Here is a 19,698-nt window from a genome sequence, read left to right on the forward strand (position 1 = left end):
GGCGCCAGTATCTGCAGCGCGTCTTGCTGCGCTGCGGGATTCATGCAGTTGTTACTTGGCTTGAACGCCCTTTTCAACTACTGCATCGCTAGCGACTACTGCCGTTACGGCCGCTACCGGGCTACTTGCCACCGTCGGTTTGTATGGCTCGACCGGCGTCACGCACAGGGCGTCGGAAACGATGGTGCGGTTCAGGATTGCCTTGTACAGATCGCTAGGAACGGCGCTGTAGTGGCGCACCGGGTCGCGTTCGCTCGGCTGCGCCAGCGACAGGTAGTCGTCGCGGTTCAGCGCGCCGCCGCCGGCACGGGCCGTGGCTACCCACTTGTCGAAGTCCGCATCATTGACGCCATGGAACTTGAAGCGCATGCCCGAGAAACCGGCACCGCTGTAGTTGGCGGAGAAGCCCTTGTATTCGCCCGGCTTGTTGATGACGGCATTCAACTGCGTTTCCATGCCCGGCATGGCGTAGATCTGACCTGCCAGTGCGGGGATGAAGAACGAGTTCATGACGGACGACGCGGTGATCTTGAAGCGGATCGGACGATCGACGGGCGCATACAGTTCATTCACCGAAGCGATACCTTGCTCTGGGTAAATAAACAGCCATTTCCAGTCCAGCGCCACGACTTCGACGACCATCGGCTTGTGGCTGGCGGGAATCGGGCGGTTGGCGTCGATACGGCTCAGCGGACGATAAGGATCGAGGGTGTGGGTGCTGATCCAGGTCAGCAGGCCCAGCACGATGATGATCAGCAGGGGCGCGCCCCAGATGATCAGCTCGAGGCGAGTCGAGTGGTCCCAGTCCGGCTCGTATTTGGCCGCGGTGTTGTTTTTTCTATAGCGCCATGCGAAAAGCAGGGTCAGGGCGATTACCGGAACGATAATCAACAGCATCAGCAATGTCGAGATGACAATCAGATTGCCTTGCTGAACTGCGATGTCTCCGGACGGATTCAGTACCACCGTATTGCAACCAGCCAACAATGCGAGAGGTAAAAGAAGCAGTCCGCGACGAACTTTTAATGAAAACATACAGGAAAGTCCAGTACAGGGGATGAAGATATGGTACTGTATTCTCACTGGAGCGCGTTGGCAATTGGACGTTTTGTCCTACCCCTTGCTCGGATTTTCACCCGGTAGTTGAGGAGTATTCCTACGACTACCTCATGAATAGTCCTACTCCGGGCGTGAGACACCCGGGGTATGTTACGCGTTGGCCGAACTCGAAACTATATTGGAGACGATCATCATGTCCAGCACGCGCATACACAGCGGGGACGTACCCGCCGACTTTTCCCCCCATTCCCTGCGCGACGCACGCGGGGCCGGCACGGTCGAATCGCATATCGACCCCGGTGAGATCGCCGTCGGCGTGATCATCGGCCGCGCTTCCGAGTATTTTGACTTCTTTGTGTACGCCATCGCCTCGGTGCTGGTGTTTCCGCGCGTCTTCTTCCCCTTCGAAGAGCGCCTGGAGGGCACATTATATGCATTCCTGATCTTCTCGTTCGCCTTCATCGCCCGCCCCTTCGGCACCGTGCTCTTCATGGAGATCCAGCGCCGCATGGGCCGCAGCGCCAAGCTGACGTTCGCCCTCTTCCTGCTGGGCGTGTCGACGGCCGGCATTGCCTTCCTGCCGACCTATTCCCACCTGGGCTTTGCCGCCATCATCTGGCTGTCCGTGCTGCGCATCGGCCAGGGCGTGGCGCTGGGCGGCTCCTGGGATGGCCTGCCGTCGCTGCTGGCCCTGAACGCGCCGGCAAACAAGCGGGGCTGGTACGCCATGCTGGGCCAGCTGGGCGCGCCCACCGGCTTCATCATCGCCGCCGGCCTGTTCTGGTTCATGCTGACCACCCTGACGGACGAGGACTTCCTCGACTGGGGCTGGCGCTATCCGTTCTACGTGGCCTTCGCCATCAACGTGGTGGCCCTGTTTGCCCGCTTGCGCCTGGTATCGACGAATGAATATGCGCGCCTGCTCGACGAACGCGAACTGCAACCCGTGAGCGTGTTTGAAATGAGCCGCGGCCAGGGCCGCAACGTGCTGATCGGCGCCCTGGCCGCGCTGGCCAGCTACGCCCTGTTCCACCTCGTCACCGTGTTCCCCCTGTCGTGGATTTCCGTCTACCAGACGCGTTCGGCCCCGGACTTCCTGCAGATCCAGATGCTGGGCGCCGTGCTGGCCGCCATCGGCGTGGTGATTTCCGGCTTGCTGGCCGACAAGGTGGGCCGCCGCACCACCCTGGGCGTGCTGGCCGTGCTGATCGCCATCTTCAGCGCCTTCGTGCCGACCCTGATGGGCGGCGGCAATACGGGCCAGGACGTGTTCATCCTCGTGGGCTTCAGCCTGCTGGGTCTGTCCTACGGCCAGGCAGCGGGCGCCGTGACGGCCAACTTCCCGGCCCGCTTCCGCTACACGGGCGCGGCCCTGACCTCCGACCTGGCCTGGCTGGTGGGTGCCGGCTTCGCCCCGCTGGTGGCGCTGGGCCTGTCGGCCAACTTCGGCCTCGCCTACGTCAGCTTCTACCTGCTGTCGGGGGCCGTCGCCTCGCTGGCCGCCCTGAGCCTGAACCGGGCGCTGGAAATCCGCGACTGATGACTCATATAATATATAGAGACAGAACGTCTATATAAGAGACAGGACTCATATATATAGTGACAGTCTTTGATCACGACCGTGCCGCGCAAGGCGGCACGCAAGAGCGCCGGATTCATCCGGCGTTTTTTATGCCAGCGCTATTCCACCGTTGTTCCACCGCCCTGCCACCGCTTTCAGCCGGCCGGTGTCATCGCGCCAGCCCGCGCGTCGACGGCATCGCTGCGGCGGAATACCGGGTCGGCCCGTCAACGGATTTCCAGCTGCCTGCCGCCCGTGCCTGCTTTTTTCGGCAGGTCCAGCAGCAAGACGCCGTTTTCATAACGCGCCTGGGCGCCAGCATCGTCCACTTCCTGCGGTAGCACGAAGCTGCGGTACTGCTGGCCGTATTCGCGTTCGCTGCGCACGAGCTTGCCGCCCGCATCGCGCGTCTCTCGCTCGTTCTTGCGTTCCGCGCTGATGGAGAACCGGTTGCCGTCGATGGACACCTTGATGTCGTCCTTGCTGACGCCAGGAATTTCGGCCTGGACCTGGTAGGCTTGCTCGGTTTCGGAAATGTCGACACGCATGCGTCCATGCCCCATGTCCCGCGCGTGCAGGGCGGGCGCGAAAAAGTCATGCATGAACTCTTCCATGTCGCTGAAAGGGTCGAAGCGCTCCAGCGGATGGCGCGCGTCGCGGTGTATCAATTGATTGGCCATGTTGTCCTCCTGGCAGGCATTTACACTGACAAGCACATGGCCGGCAGCGGCGGACGCTGGCGCCCTGCCCCTGGCCGGCCATGCCGGTGCATACATGCTAGGCGACGCCCGGAATGGGCGCTTGATGCAGATCAAATCATGGCATCAGGTGCCAGGTGTTGATGAATTTCCGGACGCCGCCCGGATGCGCCGTCTTCCACGCTTCCAAGGAGGGTCGGTAAGCCTCCTTGTACTGCAGCAGCAACAGCGCCGGCTCCAGTGCGCCCTTGGCGGCCAGGGAGCGCAGGGTGGTCACGGCTGTATCGCGCAGCCGGTCCGGCTTGGCCGCTTCCATCTTGTCCAGGGCCAGGAAGGCGCCGTTCCACGCGTCGAGGTCTGCCTGGAACGCCGTCTTGTCGCCGCGCTGCACGGCCACAGCCGCGCTCGCCTGGCCCAGGGCCAGCGCCATCCAGAAGGCATCGTCGATGGTGCTGGCCTCGGCCTCGCCCCCCGCCGGCTTGGGCTGGATATTCACGCGCACCTGGCCCGTCGCCGCATCGATGCTGCCGGCCGCCTTGGGCTGCAATTTCAGGGCCACGAGGGGCACCCCGTGGCTGGCCTGGAAATGCTCCATGCGCTGCCAGGCCGACAGCTGGTCGGGGTGGGCGCCGATGGCGCTGCCCAGGGCCAGTTCCAGTTCCGGCCACTTCTCCTGCTCCTGCAGGGCATCGGCCAGGTAGCGCCATGCCTGCTCGTGCAGCGGATCGATCTGCGTCGCCTTGCGGAAGTGCTCGGCCGCGGGCTCCCATTGACGCTGGACAAAATAGCAATCGCCCGCAAACAGCCAGGCATCGGCATAGCCGGGATCGGCGGCGATGGCTTGCTCGTACTTTTGCAGGGCGGCGGCGTATTCCTTCTTGCTGAACAAATGTTCTCCCGCGACCACCAGCTCCATGGCGTTGCCCGCCGGCGTGTATTTGGGGCGCACGCCGCCGCCAGCGAGCCGGCGCGCCACCTCCTGTGCCAGCGGGTCCTGCGCATCGAGGGCCAGCGCCTGGCGCGCCGTCTCGGCGGCCGCCTGGCGTGCCGCCTGGCGCTGCTTGTCGTCCAGGCTGCCGGCATCGGACACGATGTAATACAGCAAGGCCAACGCGCCCACGGGATGCGAGGCGCGCGGGTCGGCCTTGGCCGCCAGCTCGAATTGCTCGCGCGCCTGCGGGAGTTGCCCGCTGGTCACGAGGGCCAGGCCCCGCTGCACCAGTTCCTGGCTTTGCTGGTTGCCCAGCACGACAGCCTGGCTGCCCATCGGCAGCACACAGGCCCATATCGCGCAGGCGATGACTGTTCTTCGCATAAATCTCCCATCATTTGATAACGATAAGGGCGCGCAGGGGCGCGCGCCCTTCACCGCCTGCTATGCTAGCGCCTGCCGCACGCGGACGCATCAAAAATATTGCATTTCAGTTAAACTATTTCACCCGCTCATATCTCCACGGACATGATGAATACCAAGACCCCGATCGACTCCTTCAGCTTCCGCCGCATCCTGGCCCGCAACGTCACCTTGCCGCTGGTCATCGGGGTCGTCACCGCCCTCGTCTTCGTCGGCCTGATCGCCTACCTGCTCTCGGCCCTGCGCTCGGTCGAGCACTCGGAGCGCGTCATCGGCAATGCGAATGAAGTCATGAAGCTGTCGGTGGACCTGGAAACGGGCATGCGCGGCTACCTGCTGACGGGCGATGAAACGTTTTTGGCGCCGTATAAATCGGGCAAGGCAAAGATCGCCGTGGAAATGAGCACCCTGCTCGAGCTCGTGTCCGACAGTCCCATCCAGGTGGACCGCCTGCGCCGCATCCGCGCGCTGCAAGGCCAGTGGATGGAATACGCGGAAGCCGTGATCGCCCAGCGCCGCAACAACCAGGAATTCCTCGCCCGCGTGCGCCAGGGCGAAGGCAAGCTGGAATTCGATGAAATCCGCCGCGAATTCCTCACCTTCCTGTCCATGGAACAGCGCCTGCGCCAGGAGCGGGCCGACTCGGCAGAAGGCCGTACCATGCTGGCCGTGGTGGTGTTCCTGATCCTCAGCCTGGGCATGTCCGGCTTGCTCGCCTACCTGGGACGGCGCGAACTGCTGCGCCTGTCCGACATCTACAATGAGGCGCTGGAACAGCGCGGCAAGGACAACGACATTCTGCAGGAGCAGGCGTGGCTGCGCACGGGCCAGACGGAGCTGGCGGCCCACACGAGCGGCCAGCTGGGTTTGCCGCAGCTGGGACGGCAGGTGCTCGATTTCCTCGCCCACCGGCTGGACGTGGCCGTCGCCACCCTGTACGTGGTCGACGAGGATGGCAGCCTGCGCCGTACGGCCGTGTACGGTTTCAACGAGCAGGGCGTGAAGGAAAAACAGGTATTCAAGCTGGGCGAAGGCCTGGTGGGCGAGACGGCGCGCGAAAAGCGCCTCAAGCATGTGCAGCAAGTGCCCGAGAATTACCTGACCGTGACGTCGAGCCTGGGCCGCGGCGCGCCGCTGGAACTGGTCTTGGCGCCCGTCAATAATGAAGGTCTCGTCAACGGCGTCATCGAACTGGGCTTCACGCATCCCGTCAGCGCCCGCGCCAAGGAATGGCTGAACCTGATTGCGGCCAATATCGGCACCTCGCTGGAAGCGGCCCTGTACCGCCAGCGCCTGCAAAACGTGCTGGAAGAAACCCAGCAATTGAATGAAGAACTGGAAGTGCAGCAGGAAGAATTGCGCACCGCCAATGAAGAACTGGGCGAGCAGTCGCGCGTGCTGGAGCAGTCGCAAGCCCACCTGGAAGAGCAGAAGGCGGCGCTGGAACAGTCGAACGAGCAACTGGCCGTGCAGGCCCTGTCGCTGGACCAGAAGAACATGGCCATCGTCCAGGCGCACGCGCAGCTGGAAGCGCGCGCGGAAGAACTGCAGCGGGCCAGCCGCTACAAGTCCGAATTCCTGGCGAACATGTCGCACGAGCTGCGCACGCCGCTGAACAGCTCGCTGATCCTGTCCAAGCTGCTATCGGACAACACCAGCGGCAACCTGACGCCGGAGCAAGTGACGTTTGCGCAAACCATTTATTCGGCCGGCAACGATTTACTGACCCTCATCAACGACATCCTCGACATTTCCAAGGTCGAGGCCGGCAAGCTGGAACTGAACCCGGAAGCCGTGCCCTTCGATGAACTGCTGAGCAGCATGAAGATGCTGTTCGGCCCGCAGGCGCAGCAAAAGAAACTGGCCTTCCACGTCAGCGTGGCGCCGGACGCGCCCGCGTCGCTCGTCAGCGACCGCCAGCGCCTCGAGCAAATCCTGAAGAACCTGCTGTCGAACGCCATCAAGTTCACCGATGCGGGCACGGTGGCCCTGCACGTCGATACGGATGTAGCCGGCAACGTGCGCTTCCAGGTGCAGGATTCCGGCATCGGCATCGCCGACGACCAGCAGCAGAAAGTCTTCGACGCCTTCCACCAGGCCGATGGCACGACCAGCCGCCGCTACGGCGGCACGGGCCTGGGCCTGTCGATTTCGCGCGACCTGGCCGCCTTGCTGGGCGGCAGCATCGAGCTGGCCAGCACGCCCGGCCAGGGCAGCACGTTTACCCTGGTGCTGCCGGCCGTCATGCCGGAACGGGCGGTGGAAGCGGCGGCAGTGCCCGCCGCCGCGCCGCAAGCGCCCGCCAAAACCGCGGCCGCCGCACCGAAGGCGGCGCCCGCCGCCAAGCCCGTGCCCCTGCCCACATTCCAGGATGACCGCGACAGCACGCCGCCGGGCAAGAGCGGCCAGCGCTCCGTGCTGGTGATCGAGGACGAGCCGTCGTTTGCCGGCATCCTGTTCGACCTGGCGCATGAGATGCAGTACCGCTGCCTGGTGGCGCACGGCGCCGACGAAGGCTTGCGCCTGGCCGAAGAATTCCTGCCCGACGCCATCCTGCTCGACATGGGCTTGCCGGACCGCCCGGGCTTGCTGGTCTTGCAGCAATTGAAGGAAAACCCGCTGACGCGCCACATTCCCGTGCACATCGTCTCCGGCAACGACCAGATGCAGGAAGCCATGCAGCTGGGCGCCATCGGCTACGCCACCAAGCCGCGCACGCGCGAGCAGCTGAAGGAAGTGTTCCGCAAGCTCGAATCGAAGTTCACGCAGCAGATGAAGCGCATCCTGCTCGTCGAGGACGACGAACGCCAGCGCGAAAGCGTGGTGCACCTGATCAGCGACGACGACGTGGAAATCACGGCCGTGGCGCTGGGCGAACAGGCGCTGGAATTGCTGAAGACGCAGATTTTCGACTGCATGATCATCGACCTGAAGCTGCCCGACATCCAGGGCAACGAGTTGCTCGAACGCATGGAACACGAGGAACTGTGCTCCTTCCCGCCCGTCATCGTCTACACGGGGCGCAACCTGAGCCGCGAGGAAGAGACGGACCTGATGAAGTATTCGCGCTCCATCATCATCAAGGGCGCCCGCTCGCCCGAGCGCCTGCTCGACGAAGTGACCCTGTTCCTGCACAAGGTGGAATCGGAACTGTCGAGCGAGCGCCAGGGCATGCTGCAGCAGGTGCGCAGCCGCGAGCGCGTGTTCGAAGGGCGCAAGATCCTGCTGGTGGACGATGACGTGCGCAACATCTTTGCCCTGACCAATGCGCTGGAACAGAAAGGCGTGGTGGTGGAAATCGGCCGCAACGGCTTCGAAGCCATCAGCAAGCTCAACAGCGTGGACGATATCGACCTGGTGTTGATGGATGTCATGATGCCGGGCATGGATGGCCTGGAAGCGACGCGCTTGATCCGCGCCGATGGCCGCTACAACAAGCTGCCCATCATTGCGATTACCGCCAAGGCCATGAAGAATGACCAGGAAGAATGCCTGCAGGCGGGCGCGTCCGATTACCTGGCCAAGCCGATCGACCTGGACCGCCTGTATTCGCTGCTGCGCGTGTGGATGCCGAAGATGGAACGCATCTGATGGTGATGGTGCGCACCGCCGGGGCGTGTCGCTGATGCCCACGCGCTACACGGACGCGCAGCTGCAGGCGCTGATGGAAGCCATCTATCAGCGCTACAGCTACGATTTCCGCGACTACACCCTGCCCTCGCAGCGGCGCCGCCTGAACCACGCCATCGAGCGCTTCCACTGCGCCAGCCTGGCCGCCCTGCAGCAGATGGTGCTGGACGACCCGGCCGCCTTTGGCGAACTGCTGCAGATTTTGACCGTGCCCGTCACGCAAATGTTCCGCGACCCGGCCTTTTTCCTCGCCCTGCGCGAGCACGTCGTGCCCGTGCTGAAGACCTACCCGTCGCCCACCATCTGGGTGGCCGGCTGCTGCACGGGCGAAGAGGCGCTGTCGCTGGCCATCATGCTGCACGAGGAAGGCTTGCTGGAGCGCTGCCGCATCTATGCCACGGACATCAATCCGCAGGCGCTGGCCACGGCGGCGGCCGGCGTGTATCCGCTGCACCGGCTGGACGAATACGGGGCCAATTACCGGGCCGCGGGGGGACTGGAGCGGCTGGACGCGTACTACACGGTCGAGCATGCCACCGCGCGCTTCGACGCGCGCCTGCTGGCCAGGATCAATTTTGCCGACCACAGCCTGGCCACGGACAGCGTCTTTGTCGAAACCCAATTGATTTGCTGCCGTAACGTGCTGATTTACTTCAATAAAACCTTGCAGGAACGGGCCCTGGCGCTGTTCCACGACTCGCTGTGCCACCGGGGTTTCCTGGGGTTGGGCAGCAAGGAAAGCGTGCAGTTTACGCGCCTGGCCGGCGACTTCGAAGCGTTGCCGGGACCGGAAAAACTCTACCGCAAGCGTGCGCCATCGCCCGCCGCTTCCCATTACGCTGGACGGCAAGGTTTTGCCAGGAATGAAACATGATCAATGAAACCAGTACCAAACTCCTCATCGTCGACGACTTGCCGGAAAACTTGCGCGCGCTCAATGCGCTGATCCGCGAGAGCGACCGCAGCGTCTACCAGGCCTCGTCCGGCGAGGAAGCGCTGGCCTTGCTGCTGGAGCACGATTTCGCGCTGGCCATCCTCGACGTGCAAATGCCGGAAATGGATGGCTTTGAGCTGGCGCAATTGATGCGCGGCACGGAAAAGACGCGCCACATCCCCATCGTCTTCGTCACGGCGGCCGGCAAGGAAATGAATTTCGCCTTCCAGGGCTATGAAAGCGGCGCCGTCGATTTCCTGCACAAGCCGCTCGACATCAATGCCGTGCAAAGCAAGGTCAACGTCTTCGTCGCCCTGCACCAGCAGCGCAGCGAGACGCGGCGCCAGGTGCAGGCGCTGGAATACAGCCGCCAGCAGCAGGAAGCGCTGCTCAAGGAGCTGCGCGCCACCCAGGCCGAGCTGCAGCGTTCGCTGCGCCTGCGCGATGAATTCATGTCCATGGTGGCGCACGAGCTGCGCACGCCGTTGAATACCCTGTTCCTGGAGACGCAGATGCGCACCGTCAACCTCGAGCGGGGCAACCTGGCCGCCTTCGAGCCGGACAAGCTGAACAAGATGGTGGCGCGCGACGGCCGGCAGATCCGCAGCATGGTGCGCCTGATCGACGACATGCTCGACGTGTCGCGCATCAGCAGCGGCAAGCTGTCCATCCGCCGCGAAGCCGTCGACCTGACGAGCCTGGTGCGCAGGGTGGCCGACGACCTGGCGCCATATGCGGCCACCACGGGCAGCGTGCTCGAAGTGCTGGCCTTCGAACCGATCAATGGCTACTGGGACGCCTTCCGCGTCGAGCAGATCGTCGTCAACCTGATCAGCAATGCCGTGCGCTATGGCCAGGGCCAGCCCGTGGAAATCAGCCTGGGCCATACGCAGAACAGCGCCGTCATCGAAGTGCGCGACCACGGCATCGGCATCAATGCGCGCGACCAGGAGCGCATCTTCGACGCCTTCGAGCGCGTCATGCACCAGGACCGCACGGGCGGCCTGGGCCTGGGCCTGTTCATCACCAAGCAGCTGGTGGACGCGCACGGCGGCGCCATCACCCTGCAAAGCCAGCCCGGCAACGGCGCCCTGTTCAGCGTCACCCTGCCGCTGGCCGGGAGCTGAGCGCCATGGCAAGCGAGCACGGCAAAAACACGGGCACCAGCGGCGTGGCCTTTTTGCTGCAGCTGGAGCGGCGCCTGCGCCGGCTGCACGAGACGGGCGACATCCTCGCCCTGTCGGCACAGCTGCTGGGCCAGCGCCTGGGGGCGCAGCAGGTGGCCTGTTTCGACATTGCCCAGACCCTGCACTGCCCCACCCTGCAGCACGCGTGGAGCGATGGCATGGCGCCGGGCGCGGCGGGCGAGTATTTCCTCGGCGACTATGCGGCCGGCCTGGCCGATACGCTTGCCGGCGGCCACGCGCTGGCCGTCAGCGACGTCGCCAGCGACCCGCGCACGGCCATGCCGGCCGCGCTGGCCACGTTTGCGCGGCTGGGCATCCGCGCCTTCCTGAACATTCCCATCGCCAAGGACGGCCAGCTGGCGGCCCTGTTCGTCGTGCACAGCCGCGCCGCGCGCCTGTGGCATGCGGACGAGATCGAACTGGCCGTGCAAGTGTCGGAGCGGGTCTGGTCGACCATCCTGCGGGCCCAGGCGGAAGAGCGGCTGCGCCTGCTCAGTGCCAGCATGGAGCGGCAGGTGGCCGAACGCACGCGCGAATTCGGCCGCACCTGGAGCGTCAGCCCCGACCTGCTGGGCGTGCTCAGCCTGGACGGCTATTTCGAGCACTCGAATCCCGCCTGGCAAGCCACGCTGGGCTGGTCGGAAGAGGAAATCCGCACGACGCGCTTCCTGGAACTGATCCACCCCGACGACTTGCCGCGCACCTATGCGGCCTGGGACGCGGCCCAGCAGGGCCAGCCCGCGCTGCGCTTCGAGAACCGCTACCGCCACAAGCAGGGCGGCTGGCACTGGCTGTCGTGGGTGGCCGTGCCCGAAGGCGACAAGGTGTATTGCAGCGCGCGCGACATCACCGTGGAAAAGAAGCTGGAAGCGGACCTGGCGGCGCGCAACAGCGAACGCGAACGGCTGTGGCGCAGCGCGCAGGACCTGATGCTGGCCATCGACCGCGACCACTGCTTTGCCGCCGTCAACCCCGCCGCGACGAGCGTACTCGGCTGGCTGCCCGAGGAAATGCTGGGCCGCAGCGTGTATGACTTCGTCCTGCCCGAGGATGCCCCCGCCACGCGCCAGGCGCTGGCCCAGATGGCCCAGCTGGGCCAGGAAGCCATGCCCAGCTTTGAAAACCGCTACCGCCACCGCGATGGCGGCCATCGCTGGCTGTCCTGGGTGGCGGCGGCCGAAGGCGACCTGATCTTCGCCACGGGCCGCCACGTCACCCTGGAAAAGGAGGCGGAAAGCAGCTTGCGCCGCATGCAGGAATCCCTGCGCCACAGCGAGATGGCCCTGCTGCAGTCGCAAAAGCTCGAAGCGCTGGGCAAGCTGACGGGCGGCGTGGCGCATGACTTCAACAATGTATTGCAGATTATCTCAGGCAACCTGCAGCTGCTGCAGATGACGCTGGGCGACGATCCCGTGGCCGCCAAGCGCATCGCCAGCTCCACGGCCGCCGTCGAGCGGGGCGCGAAACTGTCGGCCCAGCTGCTGGCCTTTGCGCGGCGTCAACCGCTGAAACCGCTGGTGACGGACCTGGCCCACCTGCTGCGCGCCACGGAAGACCTGCTGCGGCGCGCCACGGGCGAAACCATCGAGACGCGGCTGCTGCTGGCCGATGACAGCTGGCGCGCCCTGGTCGACCCGCACCAACTGGAAAACGTCATCCTCAACCTGGCCATCAATGCGCGCGACGCCATGGCCGGCCAGGGCCAGCTGACCATCGAACTGGGCAATATCGTGCTCGATGCCGCCTATGCCGCCCGCCATGCGGACGTGGTGCCCGGCGACTACGTGCAGCTGGCCATCTCGGACACGGGCACGGGCATTCCGGCCGAGCTGCTGGACAAGATTTTCGAGCCATTCTTCACGACGAAGAAGGAAGGCGAAGGCACGGGCCTGGGCTTGAGCATGGCCTACGGCTTCCTGCGCCAGAGCGGCGGCCACCTGAAGGTGGACAGCGTGCCCGGCCACGGCAGCACCTTCCGCATCTACCTGCCGCGCTCGCTTGAAGCGGAAACGGAGCTGCCCCTGCAACTGGACGGCCCTGTGCTGGGCGGCAAGGAAACCATCCTCGTCGTGGAAGACGACGTGCAGGTGCAGACGACGGTGGTCGACATGCTGCGTGGCCTCGGCTATTTCGTGCTGCGCGCCAGCGATGGTGAAAGCGCGCTCAACATCGTCAGCAGCGGCGTGCCCATCGACCTGCTGTTTACGGACGTGGTGATGCCTGGCAAGGTCGCCAGCACGGAACTGGCGCGCCAGGCCCGGCTGCTGCTGCCGCAGCTGGCCGTGCTGTTTACCTCGGGCTACACGCAGGACGCCATGATGCAGGGCGGCCGCCTGGAGCCGGGCGTCGAGCTGCTCAGCAAGCCGTACCGGCGCGAAGACCTGGCGCGGCGCATCCGCCACCTGCTGGCCAACGGCCGGCACGTGACGTCGCTGCACCGCTACCGCGCACAGCTGGCGCCGCAGCCGGCCCCGCGCCGGGACGCGCGCCACATCCTGCTGGTGGAAGACAATGACGATGCGCGCGCCATGACGGCGGAACTGCTGGCCATGCTGGGGCACGCGGTGCAGGCCGTGGGCACGGCCGAGGAAGCGCTGCCCCTGCTGGGCACGCCGGGGCTGCAGCTGCTGCTGACCGATATCAGCCTGCCGCACATGTCGGGCGCGGAACTGGCCGGCATCGCCGCGCGCGACCATCCGCAGCTGGAAGTGGTGTTTTCCACGGGCCACGCGCCCGCCAATTCCGGCGTCAGCGACCCGCGGGCGCGTTTCCTCGTGAAACCATTTACCCTGGAGCAGTTGCAGCAGGCGCTGCTGGCGCCGGGTCCCGCCGCCGGCTAGTCGGGCTGGCGCGCCTTCAGGGCCTTGGCCAGCTCTTCCAGGCCAAACGGCTTGCGCAGGAAGCGCGCGCTGGCATCCTGCATCAGGCTGGCGCCCCAGTCGTGCCCGGAGGCAAACACCACGTCCAGCTGCGGCCAGTGCTCGCGCGCATGGCGCGCCAGTTCCAGGCCGGACATGGTGGGCAGGCTGATGTCCGTCACCAGCACGTCCAGGCCCGGCATGGCCAGCAACGGCATGGCCGCTTCCGCGCTGGCCACGCCATGCACGGTATGGCCCAGCATGTTGAGCATCTCGGTGGTCATTTCACGCGCGTCGTCGTTGTCTTCCACCAGCAGGATGCGCCGCCCCGACGGGTCGGGCGCGCCCACCAGGCGGCGGTCGGCCAGCAGGTGGCGCAGGCGCCGCGCCAGGTCTTCGCGCTGGTAGGGCTTGCTCAGCAGTTCGACACCCGGGTCCAGCCGCCCGCCCTGCATGATGGCGTTGTGCGTGTAGCCCGAGGTGTACAGCACGGCCAGCTCCGGCAGCAGCAGCCGGGCCTGCTGCGCCAGCTCCTTGCTGCTGACGGGGCCGGGCATGACGACGTCCGTAAATAGCAGGTCGACGGCCACGCCCGTGCGCAGCAGGGCCAGGGCCGAGGCGCCGTCGTCCGCATGCAGCACGTCGTAGCCCAGGCCGCGCAGCATGTCGACCACCGTGTGCTGCACGGGGGCATCGTCTTCCACCACGAGAATGGTCTCGCCGCCGCCCAGCACGGGCCCGGACAGGCCCGGCGGCGGTTCCGCCAGCTTTTCCAGCGAACGTGGCAGGTAGATCTTGAAGGTCGTGCCGGCGCCCGGCGCGCTGTGCACCTTGATGTGGCCTGCGCTCTGGCGGATGAAGCCGTACGCCATGGACAGGCCCAGGCCCGTGCCCTCGCCCTCGCGCTTGGTGGTGAAGAACGGCTCGAAGATCTGGTCGATCACGTCGCGCTCCATGCCGTGCCCCGTGTCCGTGATGGTCAGCAGCACATACTGGCCCGCCAGCACGTCGGCATGCAGGCTGGCATAGGCGGCGTCGAGCGTGACATTGCTCAAGGTGAACGTCAGGCGGCCGCCCTTGTCCATCGCGTCGCGCGCATTGATGGCCATGTTCAGCAGCACGTTTTCCATCTGGTTCGGGTCGACGAGCGTATGCCACAGGCCGTCGCTGATGAAAGTTTCCTCAAAGATATCTTCACCGAGCGCGCGGCGTATCAGCTCGTGCATGCGGCGCAGCAAACGCCCCAGGTCCGTCACCAGCGGCTTCAAGGGCTGCCGCCGCGCGAAGGCCAGCAGCTGCGAGGACAGCTTGGCGCCCCGCTCCACGGCCGAAGCGGCCGAATCGAGGCGCCTGGCGGCCTGCGGATTGTCGGCCACCGTCAGTTTCAGCAGCTGCAAGTTGCCGGAAATGATTTGCAGCACGTTGTTGAAGTCGTGGGCCACGCCGCCCGTCAGCTTGCCGATCGATTCCAGCTTCTGCGCCTGCAGCAGGGCTTGCTCGCTGCGCACCAGCGCCAGCCGCGCCTCCTTCTCGTCCGTGACATCGCGGCCGATGGCGTGGATCAGCTTTTGCGCCGGCACGGCCGTCCAGGAAATCCAGCGGTAGCCGCCATCGCGGCGCCGGTAGCGGTTTTCCATGCGCAGGGTGGGCGCGCCATGGGCCAGGCGCGACAGGTCCTTCAGCGCCGCCATGCGGTCGTCGGGATGCACGAGGCTGATGAAATCCATGCCCAGCGATTCGATTTCCGGCCGGTCCAGGATGCCCGTCCAGGCGGGATTGACGGCGATGATCATGCCGCTCAGATCGGCCACCAGCATGATGTCCGTCGACAGCCGCCACATGCGGTCGCGGTCGGCCGTGCGGTTGGCCATTTCCACTTCCAGCGAGGAATTCAGGTAGGCCATCTTTTCCAGCACGTTCTTCTGTTCCTGCACGTCCGTATTCGTGCCGACCCAGCGCAGCACCTTGCCCGTCTCGTCGAACAGGGGCAAGGCGCGCGCCAGGAACCAGCGGTACTGGCCGTCGGCGCGGCGCATGCGGAACTCGTATTCGTAGGCGCTGGCCGTGGCGACGGCCTGTTCCCAGCTTTTCTGCGTGGCCAGCAGGTCGTCCGCATGCACGCAGTGGCGAAAGCCGCTCGAGACGAGCGACTTCATGGACTGGCCCGTGTAGGCACAGACCTGCTCGTTGACCCAGTAGGTGGCGCCGCTGCCGTGCGCCAGCCAGGCCTGGTTGGGCATGGTCGAGGCCAGCGAGCGGAACTGCGCCTCGCTGTCGAGCAAGGCGTTGCGCGCCTGCCAGTGCTCGTCGATGTCCTCGCACGAGCCATACCATTTCAGGGGCTTGCCGAATTCGTCCTGCCGGCAGTAGGCGCGTGTATGCACCCAGCGGTACTGCCCGCCCTGGCGCCGCACGCGCATTTCCGCGTCGAAAGGCTGGCCGCTGCCCACCGATTCGCTCCAGGCGGCAAGCGCATGGGCGATATCGTCCGGGTGGATGGCTTCCAGCCAGGCCGTGCCCAGGCCGCTGCCGCCCGTCCATTCGCGCCAGCGCTGCGCCACGTAGTCGAGCTTGCCGTCGACGTCGGCCGTCCACAGCACTTGCGTGTTGAGTTCCACGGCGTAGTGAAAGTGCTCGCGGCTGTCGTGCAGGCTCTTTTCCAGCTGGGCCCGCTCGATGACGTGGGCGGCCACGCGCGCGGCCAGCGCCAGCAGGTCGATCTCGGGCTGGGTGGGATGGCACGGGGCCTGGAACAGCAGCCCCAGCACGCCGAGGATGTGGCCTTTGGCACCGAACACGGGAGCGACCCAGCAGGCGCGGTAGCCGTGCAGCACGGCTTCCTTGCGCCCCGCGCTCCATTGCGGCTCGCGCGTGATGTCGCCGCAATACACGGGCGCGCCGGCAAAGGCGGCGGCACTGAACGGTGAAGACTGGTCGCCGCCATGGCGCAGGGCCAGGCACAGGTCTTGCGGCAGGGTCGGCGCGCACAGGCCGCAAAAGCGGTCGGCATCGTCGATCAGGACGAGGCAGGCGTGCATGGGCGCATCGGACTGCGCCTCCAGCGCCAGCAGCAGATGTTCCAGGGCATGCGCCAGATCGACACCGGCCGCGATACTTCCCAGTGCGCTATGCTCGGCGTCCAGCAATGTGATGATGTTGTTTGCGTGCACCGTGTCGATAAGCGGATAACTAATGCCCGGAATATACCATGTGGCAACGCTTTTCATGGCGGAAAACAGAACGGTGTTTTGCCTGCGGACGTCGCCGGCGCGACGGTGGCGACGGCCAGGGGCACGTCGGGGCACCCCGGCGCCGAAAGACGGGCCGGCCTATGCTAGAGTATTGTTCTTTCCTCAAGCACAAACCGTCATGACCATGTCCCTGCCGTCCTCCCTGATTGCCGCCGCCCTGCTCGCCCTGCCCCACGGCGCCGTCGCCACTCCCATGAGCCTGGACGACTACCTGGCCCTCGACGGCCCCGCGCCCACGGCGCAGATCGCGTATGGCGCCGCGCCGTCGCAGTATGCGCAGCTGTTCCGGCCGGAAGGCAGCGGACCGTTCCCCGTCGTCGTGCTGGTGCATGGCGGCTGCTGGACGGTGGCGTTCGGCGGCATCCGGCAGATGCGCAGCGTGGCCGGCGCCCTGGTGGCGCAAGGCATTGCCGTGTGGAATGTGGAGTACCGCCGCGTGGACGAGGAAGGCGGCGGCTATCCCGGCACTTACGAGGACATGCACGCGGCGCTGGGCAGCCTGCAGCAGCACGCCAGCCAGTACCAGCTCGACACGGGCCGCATCGTCGCCATGGGTCATTCGGCCGGCGGACAGCTGGTGCAATGGATTGCCGGCCGCGACAAGCTGCCGAAGACCAGCCCCCTGTACCGCGACACCTTCCTGCCGGTGAAGAATATCCTGAGCCTGGGCGGCCTGGCCGACCTGCGCCACGAGCAAGCCTTGATCAAGAGCAGCTGCGAGCGCGACATCGCGCAACTGGCAGGCAGCGCCAGCCCGCAGCGTCCCGACATCTACAGCGATACCAACGCGGCCGACCTGATGCCCAACGGCAGCCGCACCGTGCTGGCCACGGGAGAGTTCGACACCATCTCCCCGCCCCGCGTCGCGCATGACTACGCGGCCAGGGCGAAGCTGGCCGGCGACCAGGCGGAAGTGCTGATCCTGCCCGGCGCCAGCCACTACGACGAGATCGCGGCAAGCTCGAACGCGTGGCGGGTGATCTTGCCCGTGATCCGGCAGATGCTGGGCATGGAGTCGCAATGAGACATGCGGCCGTCTTCACCCTGCTTGCCGCCTCTTCCGCCCTCGCCTTCGCCACCGATATGGCCTCACTCGAAAGCGGCTTGAGGCATGCGATGCGGCTCAAGCACGGCACGAGCGAACGCACGGGCACGTCCGGCAAAGCCATCCAGGCCTACATGCAGGCGGGCCTGCTGCGCACAAGGCCCGACCAGCGCTTCGACTACACCGACTACTATCTGCTGCAGAAACCGGCCCCCTTCCTGGGCCACGAGCTGGTGCTGATCGAAGAGGAGTACATCACCCGATACATAGGCTGCTGCGTCAGCCCTGGCTTGGGTGTGACGGTGAAGGTGCAAGGCAGCACGCAAAACCTGGAAAAGTTTGCCCAGGCCAATCACTGCACCCTGACCGACAACGTTGATCTGGCGCATGAACTGCGCGAGGTGGCGATCAAGAACAGGCTTCCCAAGGCGCACTATGCGTCCTTGAGCTGCCGCGAACGCGATGCGGAGCGGGAAACCAGCTAGTTGCCGGACAATAGCCGCGCGAAAGCGGGAAAGGTCGGCCGCTGACGGCTTGTTGTATATTCTGCATGGAGGTGCTACGCAAGGCACGCCTTCCGATAAGGAAAAGTATGAATCTCAGCGCTTTTTTTCTGGTCCTCATTTCATTGCTGACGACAGGTTTTGCCTGGAAGCGGATTTTTTCGCAACGCTATCATTGGCTGGTCAGTGCTGCATGTCTGATGTTTACCCTCATACCTATCGCCGGTCCTATTTTCTACCTGATAATTGATCCACCGGAAAGCTCACCAGCCGATCCCACGGCAGGAGGATTCTGGCAGCCAGCGAAGGGAACGCAGGTATGGCCTTCGTTCGGCCCCTTGATAACGTCCTTGCGCGCGATCTTTAAACGGTAGATGACAAGCCGGGCAAGGCATGGAGGAACGATATGCAGGTCAAGCGAATAGTCGCCAATTTTTCCGCGCCGGATCTGGAACTGGCCCGGTCTTTCTATCAAGACATATTAGGCCTGGACCTGCTGATGGACCATGGCTGGATCAGAACGTATGGTTTGCACGCCACGATGGACGTTCAGCTGAGCTTCGCGACGCAAGGCGGCTCGAACACGGCCGTGCCTGACCTGTCGATCGAAGTCGATGACGTGGATGGCGCATGGACACGCATGTCTGCTGCAGGCTTTGCCATCGAATATGGCCCTGCCGATGAACCCTGGGGCGTCAGGCGCTTCTACGTGCGCGACCCTTTCGGCAAGCTCATTAATATTCTCTCGCACACATAGACACAGATAAGAAGGCCGAGACGAGTAGGCCCAGGCCCTCAACCCAGGCTCCCCGGGCCCAGCGGGCCTGAAAAATGCCCAAGGCAAGGCGCGCGGGCGAAGACAGTACGCATGTACGGCGAGCCCAAGCAACGCAGCCCTGGACATTTTCTCAGGCCCGCGACTCCGGCCCGCCGTTGTTAAACAAGCAGCTCCGCCAAAAAACTATTGCACGCGGGCCAAGTACTGCGCCAGCTGGCCGAACGTGGCCTTGAACCCCTCCTTCATCGACTCAAACCCCTGCTTGAACGTCTCATGCTGCTCATCGCTGGCCTTGTGCGGCGTGGAACGCAGGGTCATCGTCGTCTTGCCGTTTTCCTCCGTCAAGGTCATGGTATTGAACGATTCCAAAGGCCAGGTGGCGCTGACGGGGTGCTGCACGGGGTTGCCCTGCTTGTCGGCAAACGACAGGATGGAGACGATCTTTTCCGGCGCCTCGATCTGCTGGTAGGTGAACTTGCCCCACATCTCGTAGCCATTGTCGGCGCGCATGCCGTAGTGGAAGACGCCGCCCGGGCGCAAGTCCAGCGCCAGCACGCTCAATTCGAAGCCCACGGGACCCCACCACTGGGCCAGGCGCTCCGGTTCGACCCAGGACTGGAACACCAGTTCGCGCGGCGCGTCGAAGGTGTGCGTGATGACGAAGTCGCTGCCGTCCCGGTGCTGTCCTGCCTGCTTCTGTTCCGCTGTGCTCATACGTTCTCCTGTTGTGGGTGGACCCGCCTAATGTACCAGTGCGGCCGGCAAACAGGAAGGCCTGTACGAGTTTCAAAACAGCATGCTAAAATAATAGTTCGACACCTAACCATTAGACGACTCACC

General features: G+C 64.9%; 14 protein-coding genes. 9 read left to right on the top strand and 5 right to left on the bottom strand.

Annotated features, from left to right (window positions below; all coding sequences use genetic code 11):
- Positions 1-51: 51 nt before the first annotated feature.
- Complete coding sequence (cyoA, locus tag AC07VL_RS12600) at positions 52-1,035, bottom strand: ubiquinol oxidase subunit II (protein ID WP_290606925.1); 984 nt, start codon at positions 1,033-1,035, stop codon at positions 52-54.
- Between the two features lie 217 nt (positions 1,036-1,252).
- Here cyoA and AC07VL_RS12605 point away from each other — a divergent pair, with 217 nt between their 5' ends.
- Complete coding sequence (locus tag AC07VL_RS12605; protein WP_494806157.1) at positions 1,253-2,599, top strand: MFS transporter; 1,347 nt, start codon at positions 1,253-1,255, stop codon at positions 2,597-2,599.
- Positions 2,600-2,847: 248 nt separating this feature from the next.
- On the opposite strand, the gene AC07VL_RS12610 is transcribed toward AC07VL_RS12605, so the two are convergent.
- Both AC07VL_RS12610 and AC07VL_RS12615 read right to left on the bottom strand, forming a co-directional pair.
- On the bottom strand, positions 2,848-3,300 hold the full coding sequence (locus AC07VL_RS12610) for an Hsp20/alpha crystallin family protein (protein ID WP_494806158.1): 453 nt from the start codon (positions 3,298-3,300) through the stop codon (positions 2,848-2,850).
- Positions 3,301-3,436: 136 nt separating this feature from the next.
- A complete protein-coding gene (locus AC07VL_RS12615) occupies positions 3,437-4,633 on the bottom strand; it encodes a tetratricopeptide repeat protein (RefSeq protein WP_494806159.1) in 1,197 nt (398 codons plus the stop codon).
- 147 nt (positions 4,634-4,780) lie between these two features.
- Between AC07VL_RS12615 and AC07VL_RS12620 the strand changes: the two genes are divergently transcribed.
- The 4 genes from AC07VL_RS12620 to AC07VL_RS12635 are packed head-to-tail and all read left to right on the top strand — an operon-like array spanning position 4,781 to position 13,263.
- Positions 4,781-8,263 carry a response regulator gene (locus AC07VL_RS12620; RefSeq protein WP_494806160.1) on the top strand — a complete coding sequence of 1,161 codons (3,483 nt, stop codon included), beginning with the start codon at positions 4,781-4,783 and terminating at the stop codon, positions 8,261-8,263.
- A gap of 34 nt (positions 8,264-8,297) precedes the next feature.
- On the top strand, positions 8,298-9,176 hold the full coding sequence (locus AC07VL_RS12625) for a CheR family methyltransferase (RefSeq protein ID WP_494806161.1): 879 nt from the start codon (positions 8,298-8,300) through the stop codon (positions 9,174-9,176).
- Positions 9,173-10,363, top strand: coding sequence for a hybrid sensor histidine kinase/response regulator (locus AC07VL_RS12630; protein WP_494806162.1), 1,191 nt, complete (start codon positions 9,173-9,175; stop codon positions 10,361-10,363). The genes AC07VL_RS12625 and AC07VL_RS12630 overlap by 4 nt, the downstream gene beginning before the upstream one ends.
- Positions 10,364-10,368: 5 nt before the next feature.
- Entirely contained in the window at positions 10,369-13,263 is a 2,895-nt protein-coding gene (locus AC07VL_RS12635) for a hybrid sensor histidine kinase/response regulator (protein WP_494806163.1), read from the top strand.
- On the opposite strand, the gene AC07VL_RS12640 is transcribed toward AC07VL_RS12635, so the two are convergent.
- The gene (locus AC07VL_RS12640) at positions 13,260-16,451 is read right to left on the bottom strand and encodes a PAS domain-containing protein (RefSeq protein ID WP_494806164.1); all 3,192 of its coding nucleotides are present in this window, start codon (positions 16,449-16,451) and stop codon (positions 13,260-13,262) included. The two genes, AC07VL_RS12635 and AC07VL_RS12640, sit on opposite strands and share 4 nt — an antisense overlap.
- Positions 16,452-16,650: 199 nt before the next feature.
- On the opposite strand from AC07VL_RS12640, the gene AC07VL_RS12645 reads away from it, so the two are divergent.
- The 4 genes from AC07VL_RS12645 to AC07VL_RS12660 all read left to right on the top strand — a co-directional run bounded on the left by AC07VL_RS12645 (position 16,651) and on the right by AC07VL_RS12660 (position 18,837).
- A complete protein-coding gene (locus AC07VL_RS12645; protein ID WP_494806165.1) occupies positions 16,651-17,556 on the top strand; it encodes an alpha/beta hydrolase in 906 nt (301 codons plus the stop codon).
- Positions 17,553-18,062 (top strand): hypothetical protein, encoded by a 510-nt coding sequence (locus AC07VL_RS12650; protein ID WP_494806166.1) that lies wholly within the window; start codon positions 17,553-17,555, stop codon positions 18,060-18,062. The genes AC07VL_RS12645 and AC07VL_RS12650 overlap by 4 nt, the downstream gene beginning before the upstream one ends.
- Positions 18,063-18,169: 107 nt before the next feature.
- The gene (locus tag AC07VL_RS12655; protein WP_494806167.1) at positions 18,170-18,454 is read left to right on the top strand and encodes a hypothetical protein; all 285 of its coding nucleotides are present in this window, start codon (positions 18,170-18,172) and stop codon (positions 18,452-18,454) included.
- Between the two features lie 32 nt (positions 18,455-18,486).
- A complete protein-coding gene (locus AC07VL_RS12660; protein WP_494806168.1) occupies positions 18,487-18,837 on the top strand; it encodes a VOC family protein in 351 nt (116 codons plus the stop codon).
- A gap of 204 nt (positions 18,838-19,041) precedes the next feature.
- Here the strand turns inward: AC07VL_RS12660 and AC07VL_RS12665 are convergent, their stop codons facing one another.
- Positions 19,042-19,572, bottom strand: coding sequence for an SRPBCC family protein (locus AC07VL_RS12665; protein WP_494806169.1), 531 nt, complete (start codon positions 19,570-19,572; stop codon positions 19,042-19,044).
- Between the last annotated feature and the right edge of the window lie 126 nt (positions 19,573-19,698).

The organism is Janthinobacterium sp. GW821-FHT03C08, from assembly GCF_059420905.1.